The organism is Streptomyces sp. A0642 (genome assembly GCF_004795105.1).
Taxonomy (GTDB): domain Bacteria; phylum Actinomycetota; class Actinomycetes; order Streptomycetales; family Streptomycetaceae; genus Streptomyces.
Map to the genome: position 1 here is coordinate 410699 of NZ_SSBL01000003.1, position 19323 is coordinate 430021.

The window sequence follows — 19323 nt, forward strand, 5'->3', positions numbered from 1 at the left end:
TCGTCACAGGGACAGTCTGCCCGGCCCCGAGCGGCGTGGCCCCCCCGGCGTCCGCAACAGCCACCGGCTGACCACGACGAGCGGGCGCCGGCACCGGGAACATCAGCCCCCGGAGCCCCGGCGCGGGCCCGCGGCGGACACGGACGCCGGTGGATTCCCACTCGTTCGGCGTCCGCGGCTCACCGCGGCGGCCCGCTCCCGTCAGGCAACGCCCCGACGCCGACGGGCAGTCAGCCGGGTGCTCCGGAGGGGCACCCGCTGCATGGACCGGCATCTCACCCCCGGCGCAGACCCGTGATCAGATCGCGGGGCAGACCGTGGGTGTCGTGGAGGTAGTGGAAGTCCTCCTCGGTCAGCCGGCCCCGGAAGCGGGGGCGGGCGAGCACCTGCCGGCCGCGTTCCATGAGGCGCTCGAACCGGTGCTCCTCGTCGAGCAGCACGCGCAGCACGTCGGCCGGCGGCATGTCCTGACGGAAGTGGTCCAGGGCGTGCCGGACCAGTTCGTCCGGCAGGTCGCCGAGACCGTACGACGAATCCTCCCGCCACAGCACGGTGAGAACCCTTCGCACCAGGCGGCGCAGCACGTATCCCTGCCCGGTGTTGGCCGGGCGCACGCCGTCCCCCAGCACCACGATGGCCGAGCGCAGGTGGTCGCAGACCAGCCGCAGAGCCGGTTCGTCCAGTTGCCACAGGGGCGGAACGAGCCGGCGCCACGGGTCGAAGAGGTCGCATGCGAATACGGACGACTTGCCCTGGAGCAGCGAGGCCAGCCGTTCCAGGCCCAGTCCGGTGTCGATGTTCGGCTGGGGGAGGGGCACGAGGGAACCGTCCTCGCGCCGGCGGTGCCTCATCATCACGTGGTTCCACACCTCCACCCAGCGGTCGTCCTCGGTGGGCGTCGAGCGGGGAGGGCCCTCACCGCTCCACAGGAAGATCTCCGAGTCGGGACCGCACGGGCCGACGGTTCCGTTGGACCACCAGTTGTCCTCGACGGTGAGTTCCACGGGCACCCCGCGGTCCTCCCACAACTGGAGGGAGGGGATGTCCCGCTCGCACTGGCTGTCACCGGCGAAGACGGTGGCGTGCAGCAGGCTGCGATCGACCCCCAGCCCCTCGGTGAGCAGCCCGTACCCCCAGTCCAGACTGAGCGGGCCCCCGTAGTCGCCCAGCGACCACGTGCCGAGCATCTCGAAGACCGTCAGATGCGTGGTGTCGCCGACCTCCTCCAGATCCGTGGTGCGCAGACAGCGCTGCACGTTGACCAGCCGGCTGCCCAGTGGATGGGGCCGGCCCTCCAGATACGGGGTGAGCGGGTGCATGCCGGAGGTCGTGAACAGCACGGGGTCGCCCGGGGGCGGCAGCAGGGTCGAGCCGACGATGCGCCGGTGGCCCCTCTCCTGGTAGTACTCGACGAACGTCCTGACCAGTTGTTCCGTGTTCATGGGATGGCTCCTTCGCGACGCAGCGGGGGAGGCACCGGAGAACGGGACCGTTCAGTCACCCGGCCGGGGCCAGAGGCACCGCGGCGCTGCCGACGGACCGTTTCCGGTCGCCGGGGGGAGGGAAGTCAGACGGCGGCAACCGGCGAGCTGGTCGCTCGCGCGGTCGCGGTGGTGCTGAGGCCGGTGACGTTCATGCGAGGTACGTTAGCGCGGCCCGTTCGCCGACGCACCTGAATTGCCGCCCCCGGACGGGGAAGCCGGCTCCTGCGCGGCCGCAGCCGACCGGGGCGTCGAAGCCCCGTCGAGATGTTCCCCGGAGCCGAGCGGCCATGCGGTGATGTCGCGATAGCGGATGGGCCCGGTGCTCCGGCCGGCGTTGCTGCCGACCAGGTGCAGGCGTTCGGCGTCCCAGGCACGTCCGGTGAACCCGGCGAGCCCGGCCGCGATCTCCGACGCCGAGGAAAGGTCTCCCCGACGGGCGCGGGCCAGCGTCAGATGCGGTCGCAGGGGCCGGTACTCCGAGACGACTCCGCAGCCCCTGACCGTGGTCCGTACGTCGGCGGCGAGCGCGTGCAACGCGTCCAGATCCCCGTCGACGCCGGTCCACAGCACCCGGCCGTCGAACTCCCCGCCACCCCGCAGGGCGAGCCGCGGGCGCCGGTGCGCCGCCGCGACGCCGGCGAGGGACCCGCGCAGCAGGGGAACCGTTGCGACCGGCACCTCTCCGAGGAACGCGAGAGTGATGTGCCAGTCCTCGATGCGATTCCAGCGCAGATGCGGGTGCGTGTCGTAGACAGGGCGAAGTTCCCCGGCCAGTTCCTCCTTCGCGGAGTCGGGCGGGGCGAGGGCGATGAACACGCGGATGGTCGCGGGCTGTGCCGGTTCGTTCACGTCGGACTTCGTACCGTTCCGGGCTGCTGGGCGGCGGCCGGTGTCGCCGGTCGCCGAGGAAGGAGGCATGGCCGGTGACCGGTCAGGCCGGTTGGCCGTCCCCGGTCAGCCGGCGGGAGTGTCCGTGCCGTACCGGAGGCCGTTGACGAGCAGGGCGATCATGCGCTGCGTGTACCCCTCGTCGTCGGGCGAGACGAGATCGCTGATGGCGCGCAGCAGGTCGTACGGCGGGACGTCGGCGCGGATCCCGCCGGATGCGGCAGCCGCGTCCAGCAGCTCCGTCACCACGGGCAGGAAGCGCTGCTGGAAGTAGGCGGGGAGGCTCTCGTAGGCGGGGTCGCCGGAGTGCAGAGCGGTCTTGAGGCCGCGCTTGGTCGCGACGAACTGCGCGAAGCGCTGCAGCCACCGGGTGAGGGCCTCGACCGGTTCGTGCCGCTCCGCGAGGGCGGCAGCGGCCTCGGCGCAGGCGTCGACCTCGTGGCGGAACACGGCGGTGATCAGGTCGGAACGCTGGGGGAAATGGCGGTAGAGGGTGCCCGCCCCCACCCCCGCCTTCGCCGTGATCCGCCGCACGGGGGCGTCCACCCCGTCCGACGCGAAGACCTCGGCGGCTGCGGTCAGCAGGGCGTCCAGGTTGCGTTGGACGTCGGGTCGCACACGGCGGGCGACCGGCTCCTCGGTGGGGCGATCAGACATCGAAGGGTTCCCTTTGCGCTCCGGAACGATGTTCCGTATTGTTGTTGCTGAACGGCGTTCCGCTTTCATTCTAGCCGGACCCGTGACCGGTGGCCCATGGAGGGGAGGAGACTCATGCGGGACCGCACGCCGGGCCGGACCGGCACCGACGCAGGCCCTTTCCGCTGGTGGGTCGCCGACCGCCGTGGCCTGCCGCGCCTCCGTCCCGGGCAGCCGGCCTGCTCGGCCCCCGACGGCGTGAGGGAACACGCCGAGCCGCCGGGGTGCGAGCGGTACGGCAGGGGCGTCCTGGTCTGGAGCCCGACGGACCGGGGCATGCTCACCGGCGGCGGCCGCGAGGGCGCGACGCCGGCCGGCCACCGGTCCCGCTTCGGCGTCGGGCGTCTGCGCGACGAGCGCCGCCCCGATGGCGTCGAACGGCTCGCTCCGCTCGCGGACGAAGCCGCCATCGGGCCCCCGCGCCTGGCGGCCGCCCTCGCCCTCGCCCACGCCGTCGTCACCTCCGCTCCGGTGGCGTACGACCGGCCCACCCTCAACGAGACGGCCCACCGCCGGCCCACCACCCCTCCCGACGCGGTCTGAGCCGCGCCGCCGGAGCGCACGGACGCAGCCTCCGGCTCGCGGACGCGACGCAGCAGCGCAGCTCCGTTCCCCTCTCCCTTCTCCCTCTCCTCCCGTCTTCCTCCGTCCCGAATTGAGTCCGAAGTGGGTACTCCCATGTCCGAAACAGCTCTGTCCGCCGGGAAAGTCGACACCGGCCCCGACCCGAAGCGCTGGAAGGCGCTGATCTTCATAGCCCTGGCGCAGCTGATGGTCGTGCTCGACGCGACCATCGTGAACATCGCGCTCCCCTCCGCCCAGCAGGACCTGGGGATCTCGGACGGCAACCGGCAGTGGGTCATCACCGCCTACGCCCTCGCCTTCGGCGGGCTGCTGCTCTTCGGCGGCCGCATCGCCGACCTCTGGGGCCGGAAGCGGGCCTTCCTCGTCGGTCTGACGGGCTTCGCCACCGCCTCCGTGCTGGGCGGCGCCGCCCAGGGCGAGGCTATGATGCTCGGCGCCCGTGCGCTGCAGGGTGTCTTCGGCGCGCTGCTCGCACCCGCCGCGCTCTCGCTGCTCGCGGTGACGTTCACCGAGGCCAGGGAGCGCGCCAAGGCGTTCGGTATCTACGGTGCGATCGCCGGTGGCGGCGGCGCCGTCGGGTTCATCCTCGGCGGCGCGCTGACCGAGTACCTGAACTGGCGCTGGACCTTCTTCGTCAACGTCCCCTTCGCGATCGTCGCCGCCCTGGGCGCGTACTTCGTCATCCGTGAGCCGTCCGGTGGCCGCAACCGCTCGCCGCTCGACATCCCGGGCGTCGTGCTGTCCAGCCTCGGCCTGGTCTCGCTGGTCTACGGATTCACGCGGGCCGAGTCGGCCGGCTGGTCGGACTCGCTGACGATCGGCATGTTCGTCGCCTCCGCGGTGCTCATCGGGGCGTTCCTGCTCACCGAGGCCAGGGTCAAGGCGCCGTTGCTGCCGCTGCGCGTGCCGGCCGACCGCAACCGCGGCGGCGTGTACCTCTCGCTCGGGCTCGCGGTCATCGCGATGTTCGGCACGTTCCTGTTCCTCACCTACTACCTGCAGATCGTCCAGGGCTACTCGCCCGTCAGGACCGGTCTGGCCTTCCTTCCGATGGTCGCCGGCATGATCACGGGCTCGACCCAGATCGGCGCCCGGCTGATGACGAGGGTTCCCCCGCGCCTGCTCATGGGCCCGGGCTTCCTGGTCGCCGCGGCAGGCATGCTGTTCCTGACCCGGATGGACGTCGGCAGCTCGTACGCCGGTCTGGTTCTGCCCGGTCTGCTGCTGCTCGGCCTCGGTATGGGGTCGGCCTTCATGCCGGCGATGTCGCTCGCCACCCATGGCGTCGAGCCGCGGGACGCCGGTGTCGCCTCCGCGATGGTCAACACGTCGCAGCAGGTCGGCGGCGCCATCGGCACCGCGCTCCTGAACACCATCGCGGCCTCGGCCACGACCGCCTACCTCGCCGCGCATGCGGCGGGCGCGACGACTCCGGCCGCGCAGAAGCTGGTTCAGGCGCAGGCCATGGTGGACGGTTACTCCACCGCCACCTGGTGGGCGGTCGGGATCCTGGTGCTCGCCGCGAGCATCGCGCTGACCATGATCAAGGCCGGTCACCAGGGCGGACCGGCAGCCGCCTCACGCGTCACGGAAGGCGTTCAGGACGAGACGAAGATCCCCGTCGTCGCCCACTGAGCCTCAGGCGTCACATCCGAAGGCCGCGGTCCGCACGCCGACCGCGGCCTTCCGCCGCGTCGACAGCCCCTGCCGGCCGCCTCGGCAGAACTAGCCATGCCGCCCGGAACGCGGCTATGTCCGCGGCGGCCTGAGGGCGGAGTAGGTTCCCGCACCCGCCGCCAGCACGGTGACGCAGCCCGTGAAGACCAGCCCCGCCTCGCGCAGGCCCAGCCACGTGGCCAGGGCGCCGACACCGACGACCGGTACCGAGATCCCGGTGTACGCGACGACGAAGAACGCCGAGATGGTGCCGCCCCGATGGGTGTCCGGGGCGGCGTCGCTGACGAGGGTGAGCGCCGCACGGAACGAGAGACCCTGCCCGGTGCCGCCGAAAAGGGCGCCGAGGACGATCAGCGGCAGCGACTCCACGATCAGCGACGACGCCACCAGCAGGAGGCCGACGATCAGGGCGCCACAGCCGAGCGGCAGCGCGAGGCGCGCGCCGATGCGCCGGGTCAGCGACTGGCCGAGGGTCGAGGCGAGGAACACGGAGAACACGACGGCTCCGATCACCGCCAGGTTGCCCACGCCCAGCGTCTCCTTCGCGAAGCTCGGCGCGACCGCGGTGAACAGCCCGAGCAGGGAGAAACCGGCGAACGCCGCCAGCGAGGCGCGCGCGAACACCCCCTTCACCTCGGGCGGCACCGCTACCCCCTGGGGCGCCGGCCGCGGCCAGTGCTGAGGGTGCGTCACCGTCTCCGGCAGACGCCAGGTGATCCCGCATGCGAGGGCCACCAGGCCGAGATGCACCCAGAAGGGCAGGGCCAGTGGCCACGGGGTGTACTCGGCGAGGAAGCCGGAGAGCAACGGCCCGCATCCCAGCCCGCCCATGTTCGCGGCCGTGGCGGCGAATCCGGCCCGCGCCTTCTGCCCGGGGCGGGCGAGTTCCAGGACCGCCGCGGTCGCCGCGCCGCTCAGCAGCCCGGCCGCGCCGCCGGACAGGAGACGTCCCGCGAAGAGCAGCGGCAGCCCGCTCTCCAGCAGGAAACATCCCGCGCTCGCCGCCGACAGCGCCATGGCACAGAGCAGCACGGGCCTGCGGCCGGCCTTGTCGGAGTAGTTGCCCGCCAGCATCAGCACGGTGATCACCGCCAGGGCGTACACGGCGAACACGACGGTCACCATCAGCTCGGAGAACCCGATCTGTTCCTGGTAGAGCCCGTACAGGGGAGTGGGCAGAGTGGTCCCGGCCATCCCGATGGCGAACACCACGGCGGCGGCCGCATAGCCGGGCCGTCGGCCACCGGCCGTTCTCACCGCATCCTCGCGAACGATCACCCGCGCCACCCTACGAGCGGCCGACCGCCCGGCGCGCGCACGGCGCGAGGGACCACCGGGCGAGTCGTGGGAACCGGCGTGACGGGCCTCGGCGGTCGGCCGCCACTCGACGCGTGCTGTCCGCGGCACAGCCGTCGCCCGCGCGGCGCTGCGTGTGGTCCGGGGCGCCCGCGCGGCGTCACCGGTCATCCACCGGGCGCGGTGAGTGCGCCAGAAAGCGCGAAGGGCAAGGAGAACGCTCTCCTTGCCACTCCTAACGTATAGCGCACCGGGGGGCTTGCGGCAAGACCCGGGTGGTGCCGCAAAATCGTCGGCTGAGGCCACAACCTGCGGAATGGGGAGCACGAGGTGCGTGAGGTGTCGATGTACGGGGGACGCGGTGACGTCGGGGAAGCGGTGGGCGTGGCAGAACGGTCGCGAGTCCGGGGAGCGGTGGAATGCGTGTGCGCGCCGCCCGGGGCGTCGGAAAGAGGGCAGTCAGTGACGAGGAAGCGGCCGGCGAGAGGGCCGGCGTATGCGGAGGCGCCCGTGAGGCGGCCGGCCGGTGCCGGGCGAGGGAACATGACGGCGGCGGAGGGAGCGCGATGATCGAGCAGTACGTACGGGATCTCCGAGAAGTCGACGAGACGCAGGTCGCGCTCGTGGGCGGCAAGGGCGCGCACCTGGGTGCGCTGTCGCGGATCGACGGTATCCGGGTGCCGCCCGGCTTCTGCGTGACGACGGACGCCTTCCGGCGCATCATGGCGCAGAAGCCGTCGGTCGACGGCCTGCTCGATCAGCTGTCGGGTCTGGACCCGGACGACCGGGAGGCGATCCGCACGCTCAGCGCGCAGATCCGCCACACCATCGAAGAGACGCCCCTCCCGGGTGAGTTGGCGAAGGCGATCACCCGCGCCCTGGCCTCGCTGGGCGAGCGGGCCGCCTGCGCGGTCCGGTCGAGCGCGACGGCGGAGGACCTCCCGACGGCCTCCTTCGCCGGCCAGCAGGACACGTACCTCAATGTCCGGGGTCCGGAGGCGGTCCTCCAGCACATCAGCCGGTGCTGGGCCTCGCTGTTCACCGAGCGGGCCGTCACCTACCGGCAGCGGAACGGCATCGATCACCGCACGGTCCACATGGCCGTGGTCGTCCAGCAGATGGTCTTCCCGCAGGCCAGCGGCATCCTGTTCACGGCCGACCCGGTCACGGGCAACCGGAAGGTCGCCACCGTGGACGCCGGCTTCGGTCTCGGCGAGGCCCTGGTCTCCGGACTCGTGAACCCGGACGTGTTCAAGGTGCGGGACGGCGAAGTCGTCGCCAGGGAAGTGTCCGTCCAACAGCGCGCGGTGCACGCGCTCCCGGCCGGCGGCACGCAGGAAGTGGCGGTCGACCCGCACCGGCAGGAGGAGCCGGCGCTCACGGACGAGCAGGCCCTGCGGCTGGTCGGACTCGGGCGACGGATCGAAGCACACTTCGGCCGCCCCCAGGACATCGAATGGTGCCTGGCCGACGACGCCTTCCACATCGTCCAGAGCCGGCCGGTCACCACGTTGTTCCCCATCCCCGATTCCGGCGACGAGGAGAACCACGTCTACGTCTCCGTCGGTCATCAGCAGATGATGACCGACCCCATGAAGCCCCTGGGCTACTCCATGTGGCAGCAGACAGCCATGGTGGCGATGCACGAGGCCGGTGGAAGGCTGTTCGTCGACGTCACCCGGCGGCTGGCCTCGCCCGCAGGCCGCGCCGCCCTCCTGGACCTCATGGGGAAAGGCGATCCGCTGGTCAGGGACGCCCTGGAGACGGTCCTGGAACGCGACTTCGTCCCGTCGGTCCCGGACGCGGGCCCCGGCGGGCCGCCGCCCGGCGGCGCACGGGCGCCGATCGAAACCGATCCGGCCGTCGTCACGGACTTGATCGAGCGCAGCGAGGCGTCCGTCGCCGCCCTGGAGCGGGACATCGAGACGAAGAGCGGACCGGCGCTGTTCGACTTCCTGACCGACGCCTTCGTGGAACACAAGCGAGTCCTCAGCGACCCGGTGAGCATTCAGGTGATCATGGCGGGGATGGAGTCGACGTGGTGGCTGAACGACAAGCTCCAGGAGTGGCTGGGTGAGAAGAACGCGGCCGACACGCTCACCCTGTCGGCCCCCGGCAACATCACGTCGGAGATGGGGCTGGAGCTGCTCGCCGTCGCGGACGTGATCCGCCCGTATCCGGAGCTGGTGGCGTTCCTGGAGGGCGTGGAGGACGAGGACTTCCTCGACGAGCTGTCCACGCGCGAGGGCGGGACCGAGGCACGCGAGGCCATCGAGACCTACCTCGACCGGTACGGCATGCGCTGCGTCGGCGAGATCGACATCACGAGGCCACGCTGGCGCGAGCGCCCCACCACCCTCGTGCCCGTGATCCTCGACCACGTCCGGAACTTCGGACCGGGCGCCGCCGAGCGGCGCTTCGAGCAGGGGCGGCAGAAGGCACTGAAGAAGGAACAGGACGTGCTGTCGCGCTTGAGGGCTCTGCCGGACGGGGACCGGAAGGCGGACGAGGCCAAGCGGATGATCGACCGGGTGCGGACCTTCATCGGGTACAGGGAGTACCCGAAGTACGGCATCGTCAGCCGCTCGTTCGTCTACAAGAGGGCTCTGCTGGCGGAGGCCGAACGCCTTGTGCGGGCCGAGGTGCTCCGCGAGAAGGAGGACGTCTTCTACCTCACGTTCCAGGAGTTCCACGACGTCGTGCGCTCGAACCGGGTGGATGACCGTCTCATCCAGCGGCGCAAGGAGGCGTTCCGCTCGTACCACGCCCTCACAGCGCCCCGGGTCCTCACCTCGGAGGGGGAGGCGTTCACCGGGGCGTACCGGCGCGACGACGTGCCGGCCGGTGCCCTGACGGGAGTCCCGGTCTCCGCGGGGACCATCGAGGGGAGGGCCCGCGTCATCCTCGACATGGCCGACGCCGACCTCGAAGCGGGTGACATCCTGGTCACGACGTTCACGGACCCCAGCTGGTCGCCGCTGTTCGTCGGGATCGCGGGATTGGTGACGGAGGTGGGCGGCCTGATGACCCATGGCGCGGTGATCGCCCGGGAGTACGGCTTGCCGGCCGTCGTGGGCGTGGAGCGGGCCACCCGGCTGATCCGGGACGGCCAGCGCATCCGCGTGCACGGCACGGACGGGTACGTCGAACTCCTGCCCTGACCGACGGGTCTCCCGCCGGGAGTTCTCCGGCCACCGGCTTCCGCCCGAGGGACCGCACCACCGGCCGGCCGCAGACCCCCAACTGACCACTCGCTCATGATGAGGACGCCGCCATGCCCGTACCCGCCGATCCCACCGTGCTGCACCCGATGCCCGGGCAGCCGCGAGTGGTCCTGCTCAAGCCGCTGGTGAAGTCCCCGCTCATCGACGTCGGGGATTACTCCTACTACGACGACCCGGACGACGCGACCGCCTTCGAGACGCGCAACGTGCTGTACCACTACGGGCCGGAGAAGCTCGTCATCGGCAAGTTCTGCGCGCTGGGCACGGGGGTGCGGTTCCTCATGAACGGCGCCAACCACCGCATGGACGGCCCCTCCACCTTTCCCTTCCCCACCATGGGCGGCTCCTGGGCCGACCACTTCGACCTGCTCACCGGGCTGCCCACCCGGGGGGACACCGTGGTCGGCAACGATGTCTGGTTCGGCTACGGCGCGACGGTCATGCCAGGGATCCGCATCGGCCACGGCGCGATCATCGGGGCCGGCGCCGTGGTCACCACGGACGTACCCGACTACGGAATCGTCGGCGGCAACCCGGCCCGCCTCATCCGCATCCGCTACAGCGCCGAGGACGTGGCACGGCTGCTGGCGGTGGCCTGGTGGGACTGGCCCGCCGAGCACATCACCGAGCACGTACGAACCATCATGTCCGGGACCGTCGACCAGCTGCAGGACGCGTCCCCCACCCTCCCGCAGCCGTAATCCATTCGTGCCGTCTCCCGTGCGGAAGAACCCCACCATGCCTCCTGAAACCGTCCGAACACCCTTCGGTGACTGGCTCCACGGCCACGCCACCCCGCTCAGCCACCTCGACCCGGCAGCGCCCCTGGACGACTTGGAACCGCTGCGCGACGTCCTCGGCGGCACCCGCGTCGTCGCCCTGGGCGAACACTCCCACTTCATCGCCGAGTTCGCCGCGATGCGCCGTCGCCTCCTGCGGTTCCTCGTCGAACGCTGCGGCTTCACCGTCCTGGCCTTCGAGTACGGCTTCGCCGAAGCGATCGCCCTCGACGCCTGGGCCCAGGGCCGGGGAGCCGACGGCGATCTCTCCACGCTCCTGGCCTCATCGGTCCCCATCGGAGTCCCGGAACCGCTGCGCTTCATCCGCCGGCACAACCGCACAGCCGCAACACCGGTGCGCTTCGCGGGAATCGACATCCCCGCGGCCGGCGGGTCGCTGCTCCCCGCCCTGACGCCCGTGGCCGACTACCTCCGCCGGATCGACCCGGAAACCCTCCCGGCCGTCCAGAGCGCGATCACGATCGCCGCGTCCTTCGCCGGTGACTCCGCAGCGGTGGCCGCCCCCGCCTGGGCGCGCCTGGCCACCACCGAACAGGACGCCCTCAGCGCGCTCCTGGCGCGCCTGCTCATCCGATTCCGGTCATTGAAACCGCTGTACCTCTCCCGTGGGGACCAGCACAGCTACGACACCGCCCTGCGATGCCTGGAAGGCGCCTGCCACGGCGACTACACCTTCCGTGCCATGGCCGCCCTCTTCGCCGGAGAGGGCCTTACGGCCGACACCTCCGCCCGCGAGCACTACATGGCCGAATCCGTCCTGTGGCACCTGAACCGACTCGCCCCCACGGCCCGCGTCGTGCTGGTGGCGCACAACGCCCACATCCAGAAGACACCGGTCGCCTTCGACGGCCACCTCACGGGGCTTCCCATGGGACAGCACCTGCACCGCGCACTGGGCGACACCTACTTCGCCCTCGGCCTGACAAGCATCACCGGGCACACGGCGGAGATGCGCCGCGACGAAGAGACGGCCTTGGGATTCAGCCTCCACGACACACCGCTGGAGCCACCCGTCCCCGGAAGCATCGAAGCGGCCTTCGCCGACACCGGCCTCGGACTCGCCTTCGCCGATCTCCGTCCCGCCCGAGCGGACGGCCTCAGCGGCCCCGACCACATCCGGATGCAAAGCATCTACCAACGCACCCCGGTCATCGACGCGTTCGACGGCATCCTCAGCACCCCCTCCTCCGCCCCCACCGGCCTGGAGAAGCCATGACCAGCAGGTTCCCCGAATCGGTCGTCGATCGCCACGATCCGGAGCTGCTCCCGGTCCGGCAACGGGTTCACATCGTGCGCACGCTGGAACCGTGGCCGCATCGCGCTCTCCGCATAGCCGCTTGCCCGGGCGTTCGCGCGTTCGCGCAGGACGAGCGACGCCTGTCGCGGCACAGTCCTCAGCGCTGCGGGCTCGCTCAGCCCGTGCTGTCCGCCGGACGAATCGCCGCCGACGGGCGGAACCCTCGGTCGGGAACGTCGCGCCCCGGAGAGACAGGTCACCGCTCCTCGCGTCGCTGGAGAAGGTACGCCGCGGTCAGGGCAACGGCGCGGTCCTCGTCGTGCGACAGCTTGGCGAGTGCACGTGACGCCCTCGCTCCCGGGATGTCGGCCAGCGCCTGGGTCAGCCGACTGCGTGCCGGCTCCTGTGCGGCGTGCCGGGCGAGGCGGTCGAGGAGCCCGGCGGCGATGCGGTCCGCCTGGGGAGCGTCGTTCGCCAGCACGGCCAGGGCATCGGCGGCATCGGTGTCGTGCGCACCTTCCGCGATCATGTCGATGAGCGTCGGGATCGCATCGGCGGCTCCACGTGAGCCGAGCGCCAGGGCGGCATACCTGCGGACCGCGAGGTCGGGGTGGGTGAGGGCCTGCCGCAGCTGTGCGGCAGCCTCCTCGCCAGGCATCCTGGCGAGACACCGGACGGCCCGCTCTCGCACAGCGGCCACGGGAGCGGCAAGGCCCTCGGCCAGCAGCACCGAACCGTCGTCGCCCGACCGGGACAGGGCCCATATCAGCGCTCCTGCGACGTTCGGCTCGGTCTCGGTCAGCGCCGCCTCGACCAAGGCCCCGACCGGCACGGGAGTTTCGTGGACCGTGGCAAGGGCCGCGCGTTGGCGTAGGCCCCCGCTCTTCGCACTCAGTGCTCGGAGGAGGGCGACGGCCCGGAGGACGTCCTGCCAGCGGGCGGGGTCCGCCGCGTCGATCCGGCGCAGCCGGGTGAGCAGCTCGGTCTCGGCCTCCACGCGTTCGCGTGTCTGGCGGATGAGGTCACCGACGAGCTCCGACGGCCTGAAGTGCGGATCGTCGAGCGCGCGCCCGACCTCACGCAGTGACAGCCCGAGCGACCGCAGGCTCTCGATGTGGAAGATTCGCCGGATGTCCTCCCCGGAGTACTCCCGGTATCCGGAGTCCGTACGGCCGGAAGGCCGTACCAGGCCCAGCGACTCGTAATGCCGGAGCATGCGGGCACTGACTCCGGACCGTTGCGCCACCTCACCGATCAACACACCCTATTCTCCCCCGGGGCCGTACCCGCCCAGAGCCACGACCCGCTTCGCCTCCTCGGTCGCGCACTCGAACCCGGAGTCCGGGTCGCTCAGCAGGCGCTCCGTGGCTAGGGCGTGGGACCGCACGTGCGGCCGGCGGTCCGCCCTCGCGTCACGCAGCACCGGCACGATCACCTCACCCAGGTCGATCAGCGCGCGGCTGAGACTGAGCTGTGTCTCCCGCTCTCCGCGCCCGAGTTGCGCCGCCAGAGCCACCGCCAGGGCGGGCTCCTCGCCTTCCGGTACGAGCACGACCGCTGCCCGCCAGGCGCTCCGGGCCACCTCCGGGTCGGCGTCGGACAACAGCGACCAAGTGACCGCGGGCCACGCCTGCCGGTCCCCGATCTTGGAGAGGGTGTGCAGGGCCTGGCTCCGTGCCTGCGCACGCTCCGAGCGCACCTCACGGACCAGCCGGGGGAGTGTGACGGCCACCGGGTGGCGGGTGAGCGCCCAGGTCAGCATGTCGCGGACAAGGAACTCGGGCTCGATCGCGCTCCGCTCGACCAGCGGGTCGACGAAGCGTGGGTCTGGTGTCGTACCGAGTTCCAGAGCAGCCCGAAGTCGCACGGACGGACGGCCGTCCTCCAGCCCCTGGAGCGCACGGGCCGCACCCGTGTCCCCTCTCGTGATCGTCATATGGACCACCTCCCTGGCACGTAGTGAAGGCCCTGTCACCGTGTCAAGGTCAAGCCCGGCTCGCACCCCGACTCCGGCCGCGGGGGCAGGAGCCAGGCCGGAGCCTCGCCTGCGGGCGTACGGGGGACGAGGACCGCACGATGATCGTTGCGGGTCGGGGAGGCGGAATCGGGCCGGGGCCCGGTGTCGGGACGGGCGCGCGGCGCCAGGAAGCCGGAGCCCCGCCGCGCCGTGCCGACCAGGCCGTCGGGCTACGGGGAGAGGCCCCGTCGCTCATCGCTCCGGTACGGCCTCGCTCAGTTCGGGCTCCAGACCCTCGGCCATCGAGCTGCGGCGGCGTCCGGAGTCGGCGCGCCAGGCCTCGAAGGCCCAGGCGGTCGACGCCACCACGGCCGCACCCAGGAGCCAGCCGCCCACCACGTCGCTGAACCAGTGGACGCCGAGCGCGACCCGGGTGAAGCCCACACCCACCACCGAGAGGACCGACACACCCCAGCACAGGGCTCTCGGCCAGCCCCGAGACACCAGCGGCAGCAGCACGAGCATCAGGATGGCGAACGAGGTGGTGGCGGTCATCGCGTGGCCCGAGGGGAAGGAGAACCCCGGCGCCTGGGCCACCGGGTCGGCCAACGAGGGCCTGGCCCGTTCGACGACGGTCTTGACCAGCAGCCCTGTGAGGCCGCCGGCCACAGCCGTCACCCCGGACCAGGCGGCCAGCCGCCAGGCACGCCGCCAGAGCAGCCAGGCCGTCAGCAGGGCGACCACACAACGCAGCGTCGCCGGATCCCAAACCCAGTCGGACAGGAAGCGCAGGGTGCTCGTCCACCCGGGATGCGCGAGCGCGGTCTCGTGCAGCCGCCTCGCCGCACCCGCGTCCATCACGCGCAGGGGGCGCCATCGGCCCTCGACGAGTACGAGAAGAAGACCGAAGGGCACCGCGGAGAGCGCGGCGACGGCGACAGCGCCGAACAGCCGGATGCCGAATCTGCGGTCCGCCCGCGCGCGGCGCTCACGAAGCAGCAGGCCGGTCGCTCGCATCACTGATCACGCTCCCGGGTCGGGGTGGATGGGGCCGGGCCGCCGGGCACGCGCGGCTTCCAGCTGCGCGGCGAAGGACAGGCCGAGAAAGAGGGCGATGGAGGTCAGATAGGCCCAGAGAAGCAGTGACATGAAGGCACTGAGAGGGCCGTACACCGTGTCGAAGGAACCGCTGACCGAGAGATAGAGACTGAGCAGCCAGGTCAGCGCGGTCCACAGCACCAGGTAGACGGCCGCCCCGAACGCCAGCCAGGTGTAGCCCGGCTGCTTGCGCCGAGGGGAACGACGGAAGATCGCGCTCGCGGAGATGAGGGCGAGCAGCAGCCCGCACGGCCAGCGCAGCAGGTCCCAGGAGTTCCCGGCACTGTCGTCGAGACCGTAGACCGTCACAGCGGCGGCGGCCAGGTCCCCGCCCACCACCATCAGGACGAAGCCGAGACCCAGCGGGATCCCGGCAGCCAGCGCCATGACCAGGCCGCGGAAGTACTTCAGGTGGAACGGGCGGTCACGTTCGACCCCGTAGATCCGGTTGGCGCCGCGTTCGATCTGGCACATCGCCGTGGTGACGTTCACCAGCGAAAAGGCCAGACCGAACCAGAGCGTGAGCTCAGAGCCCTCTCCGGCGTTCCGCCTGCTCCGTTCGAGAGCGTCGTCCACCACCTCGGCGCTCGGTCCCGCGGCGATGCGGTGGATGGTCAGTTCCGCCAGCCTCCCCACGTCCTCCGTGTGCAGTGACGCGGACAGGCCGACGAAGGCGATGACGAGAGGTATCACGGCGAGAACGGTCTGGAGCGCGAGCGCGCGGGAGTGGCTGAAACCGTCGGCGTACCGGAAACGGATGAACGAATCACGCACCAGCGGCCAGCCGCCGTAGCGGCGCAGCGACGCCAGCGCCTCGTCGGCGGAGAGCTCGTCACCGGACATGTCGCGGGTCTGTGGAACGCGGGTCGCGGTTCCCATTCACTCACCCCCGGACGGCAGGAGCACGGTGAGGGCGCCGGGCTCGACCTCGGCGACGAGCATCCGGCCCGGCCCCACCGGATCTCCGTCGATCTCGCGCGGCTGCACCGGGGAGAAGCGGATTTCGGCACGGCGAAAGGTGAAGTACTCCACCGGGGTGCCCGTGGCGTCGGCGGGAGGGAAGCTGCTCTGCGCGGGGCGAGGTGCACGCGAACGGCCCCGCAGCAGTATCCCCGCCGCACGCAGCCAGCCGGTGGGACCCTGCGGGTCGAAGACGGCGAGATCGAGTACCCCGTCGTCGGGTTCGGCGGCCGGGACGAGGGCGGCTCCGCCCTGCACCCGGCCGATGTTGGCGAGGAGAACCGTACGGGCGGTGCGATGCAGGACGGGCCCGCCGTCGAGCCGGATCGACACGGACATCCGCGGCGCCCGCAGACTGCTGACCCCGGCCACCACGTAGGCCGGCCAGCCCAGGGCCGACTTCGCGCGGTCTCCGGTGTTCTCGAGCATCGCGGCGTCCAGGCCGGCGCCGGAGATGGCGGTGAAACGGGTGGCCGGGAGGGAGTCTCCCTCGATCCGCCCCACGTCGATCCGGCGGGGGGCGCCCGACAGCGCGGCGTCCAGAGCGGCCGCGGCCTTCAGGGGCAGCCCGAGATTCCGGGCGAGCAGGTTGCCGGTTCCGCACGGCACCACGGCCAGCGGGACCCCGGTGCCGGCCAGGGCGTCCGCCACCGTCCGGACCGTTCCGTCGCCCCCGCACACCACGACCAGGGAGGCGCCTTCACGAACCGCTGCGGCGGCCTGGCCGCCCCCTGGATCGTCGGCCGTGGTGGCGACGAACTGCGCGGCATGATGACCGTGTTGTTCCAGGACCAGCCGAAGGCGGTCGCGTTCCGCCTCGTCCGTGACGGTCGGGTTGACGATCACGACGGTGTGGCCCGCCACGCGTGCGGAGCGCTGCTCCGCCGCCTCCAGCGCTATGTCCATCGCGTTCGCCGGAGCAGGGGCGGGGATGTGGCCGCCGGTCATCAGGGAGCGGCCGACGATCAGAAGCGAGAGGCTGCCGTTCAGAAGTCCGCCGAGGACATCGGTGGGATGGTGCATCCCCCGGTAGAGACGCGCGACCGCCACCAGCAGCGGTACGAGAAGCAGCAGTCCCCCGACCACCTTGCGCCAGGGGCCCCGGATGCGGGAGAGCGCCAGAACGGCGAGACCGGCGTAGAGCGCCGTGGCGGCCCCCGTGTGACCGGAGGTGTAACTGGCCGTCGGCGGCGAGGCGTCGAGGCGGTCCACATCCGGCCGGTCGCGGTCCACGCACGTGGAGATGACCAGGAACACCAGCGCCTGAAGGGAGACGGAGACGGCGAGGAACACCGCCTCCCGCCACTTGGGCAGCCGCGGTATCAGGATCAGCCCCATACAGGCCAGGACGGTGAGGATGACCACCGTGGCGGTGTTGCCGGCCTCCGAGGCGATGAGTGACGCGTGGGTGAGGGCTCCCGTGCGCAGGCGCTCGAAACCCTCGTTGACCCGGTCCTCACTGTCGAGCGGCCACACTCCGTTGGCGGGTCCGGTGATCAGGAGTCCGAGCCCCACCATCAGCGCGGCCTGGCAGACGGTCATCGCGCCGATCCGGCCCGCGGCCGGCCAGCTGCCACTGGTCAGGGCGGGCGACCGCCCCGGGCGGGAGGAGGCAGCGGGTTCCGCGGTCGCTCGGACCGGTCTCTCCGGCAGGGCAGTAGGCATGGGACTCCGAACCTTTCGGCGTAGCGGACTGCGGTGGTGGCCGGCCGAGGGCTCGGACCTCCTGGTGATTCGCCATCTGCCCCGGAATACGCCCGTCAGGCACACCCTCCTCGACTTCGCGTCTCCGACGTTCCGGTGGGCGCAGGTGCCCGGCGGCCGCCACCCGCCCGCACGGCTCTTCACGTGCCGGGCTTCCGGAGGGCTCAGTGGGCCCGGCGCGGCGCGCCTCGGCCGTGACGACGACCGCAGGGGGAGGATCGGTGGGGCGTGGGTCTCAGGACGCGCCGCCCCGGCACCACCCCACCGCGTGAAGAGAGAGCGTCATGAAACCGTTGCGCGCCCCGCTGTTCCCGTCCTTCCCCGCCGGCCCGCCGGGACCCGGCAAGGACGAGGCGCGTGGCCTCGCCCAGGGGGCGGTGTGAGCGCCGGGGGCGTGCCCGATGGCGGCCGGTACGGTGAGGCGTTCTTCCGGCCCGAGCAGGCGGGGGAGGACGAGCGCATCGATTTCGGGGCGCTCGCCTACAACGACTTCACCATGGCCCGGCTGCGGGCGATCGGGGCCGGCCCCGGGTGGCGCTGCCTGGACGTGGGGGCCGGAACGGGAACGGTCTCCTGCCGGCTGATCGAAGAGGCCGGGGTGGAGAGCGTGCTCGCCGTGGACCGCGACGTGCGGTTTCTCGCCGAGCGCTCCGTGCCGGGGCTCGACGTGCTGGAGGCCGACGTCACCGCCCCTGACTTCGTCTCCGGCCCGTTCCAGCTCGTCCACGCGCGCTTCGTCCTGATGCACCTGCCCGAGCGCGCCCGCGTCGTCCGGGCCTTGACCGATCTCGTCACGCCGGGCGGAGTGCTGGTGCTCAGCGACGCGGTCGACCTGACGAGTGACCGGGCACCCGACACTCCGTACACCGCGGTGATGCGGGCGATGTGGCAAGGGCTCCGGACCACGATCGGCACCGATGTCGACTGGGTGCCGTCGTACCCGCAGGTGCTGCGCGGGGTGGGGCTCGAGTCCGTGGCCGCCGAGATCCATGTGCCGCCGCTGCTGCCGGGCAGCGCCCTCAGCAGGTTCTGGGCGGATACGTGGGAGCGCAGCAGAGCGGCGATGGTCGCCACCGGGCTCGTCGATGACGCGGCCATCGACGCGGCGGCCCGGTATCTGGGCTCCGGCGAATGCGCCGCGTTGTCGGCCGGCATGCTCACCGCCTGGGGCCGCAAGCCCGGCGAGGGCGGGGGATGAGCAGCCGCCGACCGGCCCCGCTCAGGCCGCTGGGGATGCCGGCTCAGGTGCTCGAATGCCTGCGCCGGGGATGCCTTGCGCCCCGGCGCAGGCATTCGAGCACCTGAGCCGGCCCGCGGAAGTCAGCACCTCCGCAGGCCGACGTCACGGGCCGGTGGGGTCGTCCGCTCGTTCGGGAAGACGGAAGGGCTGCTCTGTCGCTTCCCCTCGGGATCAATGGTGGCCGTGGGCGCTGTTGGACGCGCCGCCGAAGAGCTTCGCAAGGGCGCGGAACGGAAGCGTGACGACCGTGGCTATGGCGCTTCCGATGGTCCTGAGAACGTCTGCAATTGCCTTCAGCACGGTGGAACCTCCGTAGTAATACTGTGCGACAACCGAAAATGACTGTTTCGGTGGACTGTTATCCGGCGCATACCCGGCCCGGAAGGCCGGAAACAGATGAGAGTGAGCGCCGCTATGACGGATCAGCTTTCTGCCCCGGGAAATAGGACCCTTATGGCCCCTGGGACACCCATTTCC

16 protein-coding genes are annotated in these 19323 nt (G+C 71.6%); 6 read left to right on the forward strand and 10 right to left on the reverse strand.

Annotated elements, in window-relative coordinates; all coding sequences use genetic code 11:
- Window positions 1–275 precede the first annotated feature (275 nt).
- From E6R60_RS08930 to E6R60_RS08940, 3 genes are all read right to left on the reverse strand, one after another.
- On the reverse strand, window positions 276–1442 hold the full coding sequence (locus E6R60_RS08930) for an alanine--tRNA ligase-related protein (RefSeq protein WP_136325891.1): 1167 nt from the start codon (window positions 1440–1442) through the stop codon (window positions 276–278).
- A gap of 204 nt (window positions 1443–1646) precedes the next feature.
- On the reverse strand, window positions 1647–2333 hold the full coding sequence (thpR, locus tag E6R60_RS08935) for an RNA 2',3'-cyclic phosphodiesterase (RefSeq protein ID WP_240802462.1): 687 nt from the start codon (window positions 2331–2333) through the stop codon (window positions 1647–1649).
- A 105-nt stretch (window positions 2334–2438) separates the two neighbouring features.
- Complete coding sequence (locus E6R60_RS08940) at window positions 2439–3029, reverse strand: TetR/AcrR family transcriptional regulator (RefSeq protein WP_136325893.1); 591 nt, start codon at window positions 3027–3029, stop codon at window positions 2439–2441.
- A gap of 114 nt (window positions 3030–3143) precedes the next feature.
- Here E6R60_RS08940 and E6R60_RS08945 point away from each other — a divergent pair, with 114 nt between their 5' ends.
- Window positions 3144–3611, forward strand: coding sequence for a hypothetical protein (locus E6R60_RS08945; protein WP_136325894.1), 468 nt, complete (start codon window positions 3144–3146; stop codon window positions 3609–3611).
- Between the two features lie 135 nt (window positions 3612–3746).
- On the forward strand, window positions 3747–5288 hold the full coding sequence (locus E6R60_RS08950) for an MFS transporter (protein WP_136325895.1): 1542 nt from the start codon (window positions 3747–3749) through the stop codon (window positions 5286–5288).
- Window positions 5289–5402: 114 nt separating this feature from the next.
- On the opposite strand, the gene E6R60_RS08955 is transcribed toward E6R60_RS08950, so the two are convergent.
- Window positions 5403–6605 carry an MFS transporter gene (locus E6R60_RS08955; protein ID WP_136326030.1) on the reverse strand — a complete coding sequence of 401 codons (1203 nt, stop codon included), beginning with the start codon at window positions 6603–6605 and terminating at the stop codon, window positions 5403–5405.
- Window positions 6606–7192: 587 nt separating this feature from the next.
- Between E6R60_RS08955 and rph the strand changes: the two genes are divergently transcribed.
- From rph to E6R60_RS08970, 3 genes are all read left to right on the forward strand, one after another.
- A complete protein-coding gene (rph, locus tag E6R60_RS08960; RefSeq protein WP_136325896.1) occupies window positions 7193–9787 on the forward strand; it encodes a rifamycin-inactivating phosphotransferase in 2595 nt (864 codons plus the stop codon).
- Window positions 9788–9900: 113 nt separating this feature from the next.
- The gene (locus E6R60_RS08965; protein WP_136325897.1) at window positions 9901–10551 is read left to right on the forward strand and encodes a CatB-related O-acetyltransferase; all 651 of its coding nucleotides are present in this window, start codon (window positions 9901–9903) and stop codon (window positions 10549–10551) included.
- 37 nt (window positions 10552–10588) lie between these two features.
- Window positions 10589–11866: an erythromycin esterase family protein gene (locus E6R60_RS08970; protein WP_136325898.1), complete on the forward strand. Its 1278-nt coding sequence runs from the start codon at window positions 10589–10591 to the stop codon at window positions 11864–11866.
- Between the two features lie 277 nt (window positions 11867–12143).
- Here E6R60_RS08970 and E6R60_RS08975 read toward each other — a convergent pair whose 3' ends face one another.
- The 5 genes from E6R60_RS08975 to E6R60_RS08995 form a co-directional block, all read right to left on the reverse strand.
- Entirely contained in the window at window positions 12144–13148 is a 1005-nt protein-coding gene (locus E6R60_RS08975) for a HEAT repeat domain-containing protein (protein WP_136325899.1), read from the reverse strand.
- 3 nt (window positions 13149–13151) lie between these two features.
- Window positions 13152–13823, reverse strand: coding sequence for a HEAT repeat domain-containing protein (locus tag E6R60_RS08980; protein ID WP_136325900.1), 672 nt, complete (start codon window positions 13821–13823; stop codon window positions 13152–13154).
- A 273-nt stretch (window positions 13824–14096) separates the two neighbouring features.
- Entirely contained in the window at window positions 14097–14861 is a 765-nt protein-coding gene (locus E6R60_RS08985) for a phosphatase PAP2 family protein (RefSeq protein WP_136325901.1), read from the reverse strand.
- Between the two features lie 6 nt (window positions 14862–14867).
- The gene (locus tag E6R60_RS08990; protein WP_136325902.1) at window positions 14868–15821 is read right to left on the reverse strand and encodes a YihY/virulence factor BrkB family protein; all 954 of its coding nucleotides are present in this window, start codon (window positions 15819–15821) and stop codon (window positions 14868–14870) included.
- Window positions 15822–17567 (reverse strand): diacylglycerol kinase family protein, encoded by a 1746-nt coding sequence (locus E6R60_RS08995; protein WP_136325903.1) that lies wholly within the window; start codon window positions 17565–17567, stop codon window positions 15822–15824.
- Between the two features lie 418 nt (window positions 17568–17985).
- On the opposite strand from E6R60_RS08995, the gene E6R60_RS09000 reads away from it, so the two are divergent.
- Complete coding sequence (locus tag E6R60_RS09000) at window positions 17986–18804, forward strand: class I SAM-dependent methyltransferase (RefSeq protein WP_136325904.1); 819 nt, start codon at window positions 17986–17988, stop codon at window positions 18802–18804.
- Between the two features lie 213 nt (window positions 18805–19017).
- Here the strand turns inward: E6R60_RS09000 and E6R60_RS37770 are convergent, their stop codons facing one another.
- Window positions 19018–19146 (reverse strand): LPFR motif small protein, encoded by a 129-nt coding sequence (locus E6R60_RS37770; RefSeq protein WP_276613944.1) that lies wholly within the window; start codon window positions 19144–19146, stop codon window positions 19018–19020.
- Window positions 19147–19323: the final 177 nt, after the last annotated feature.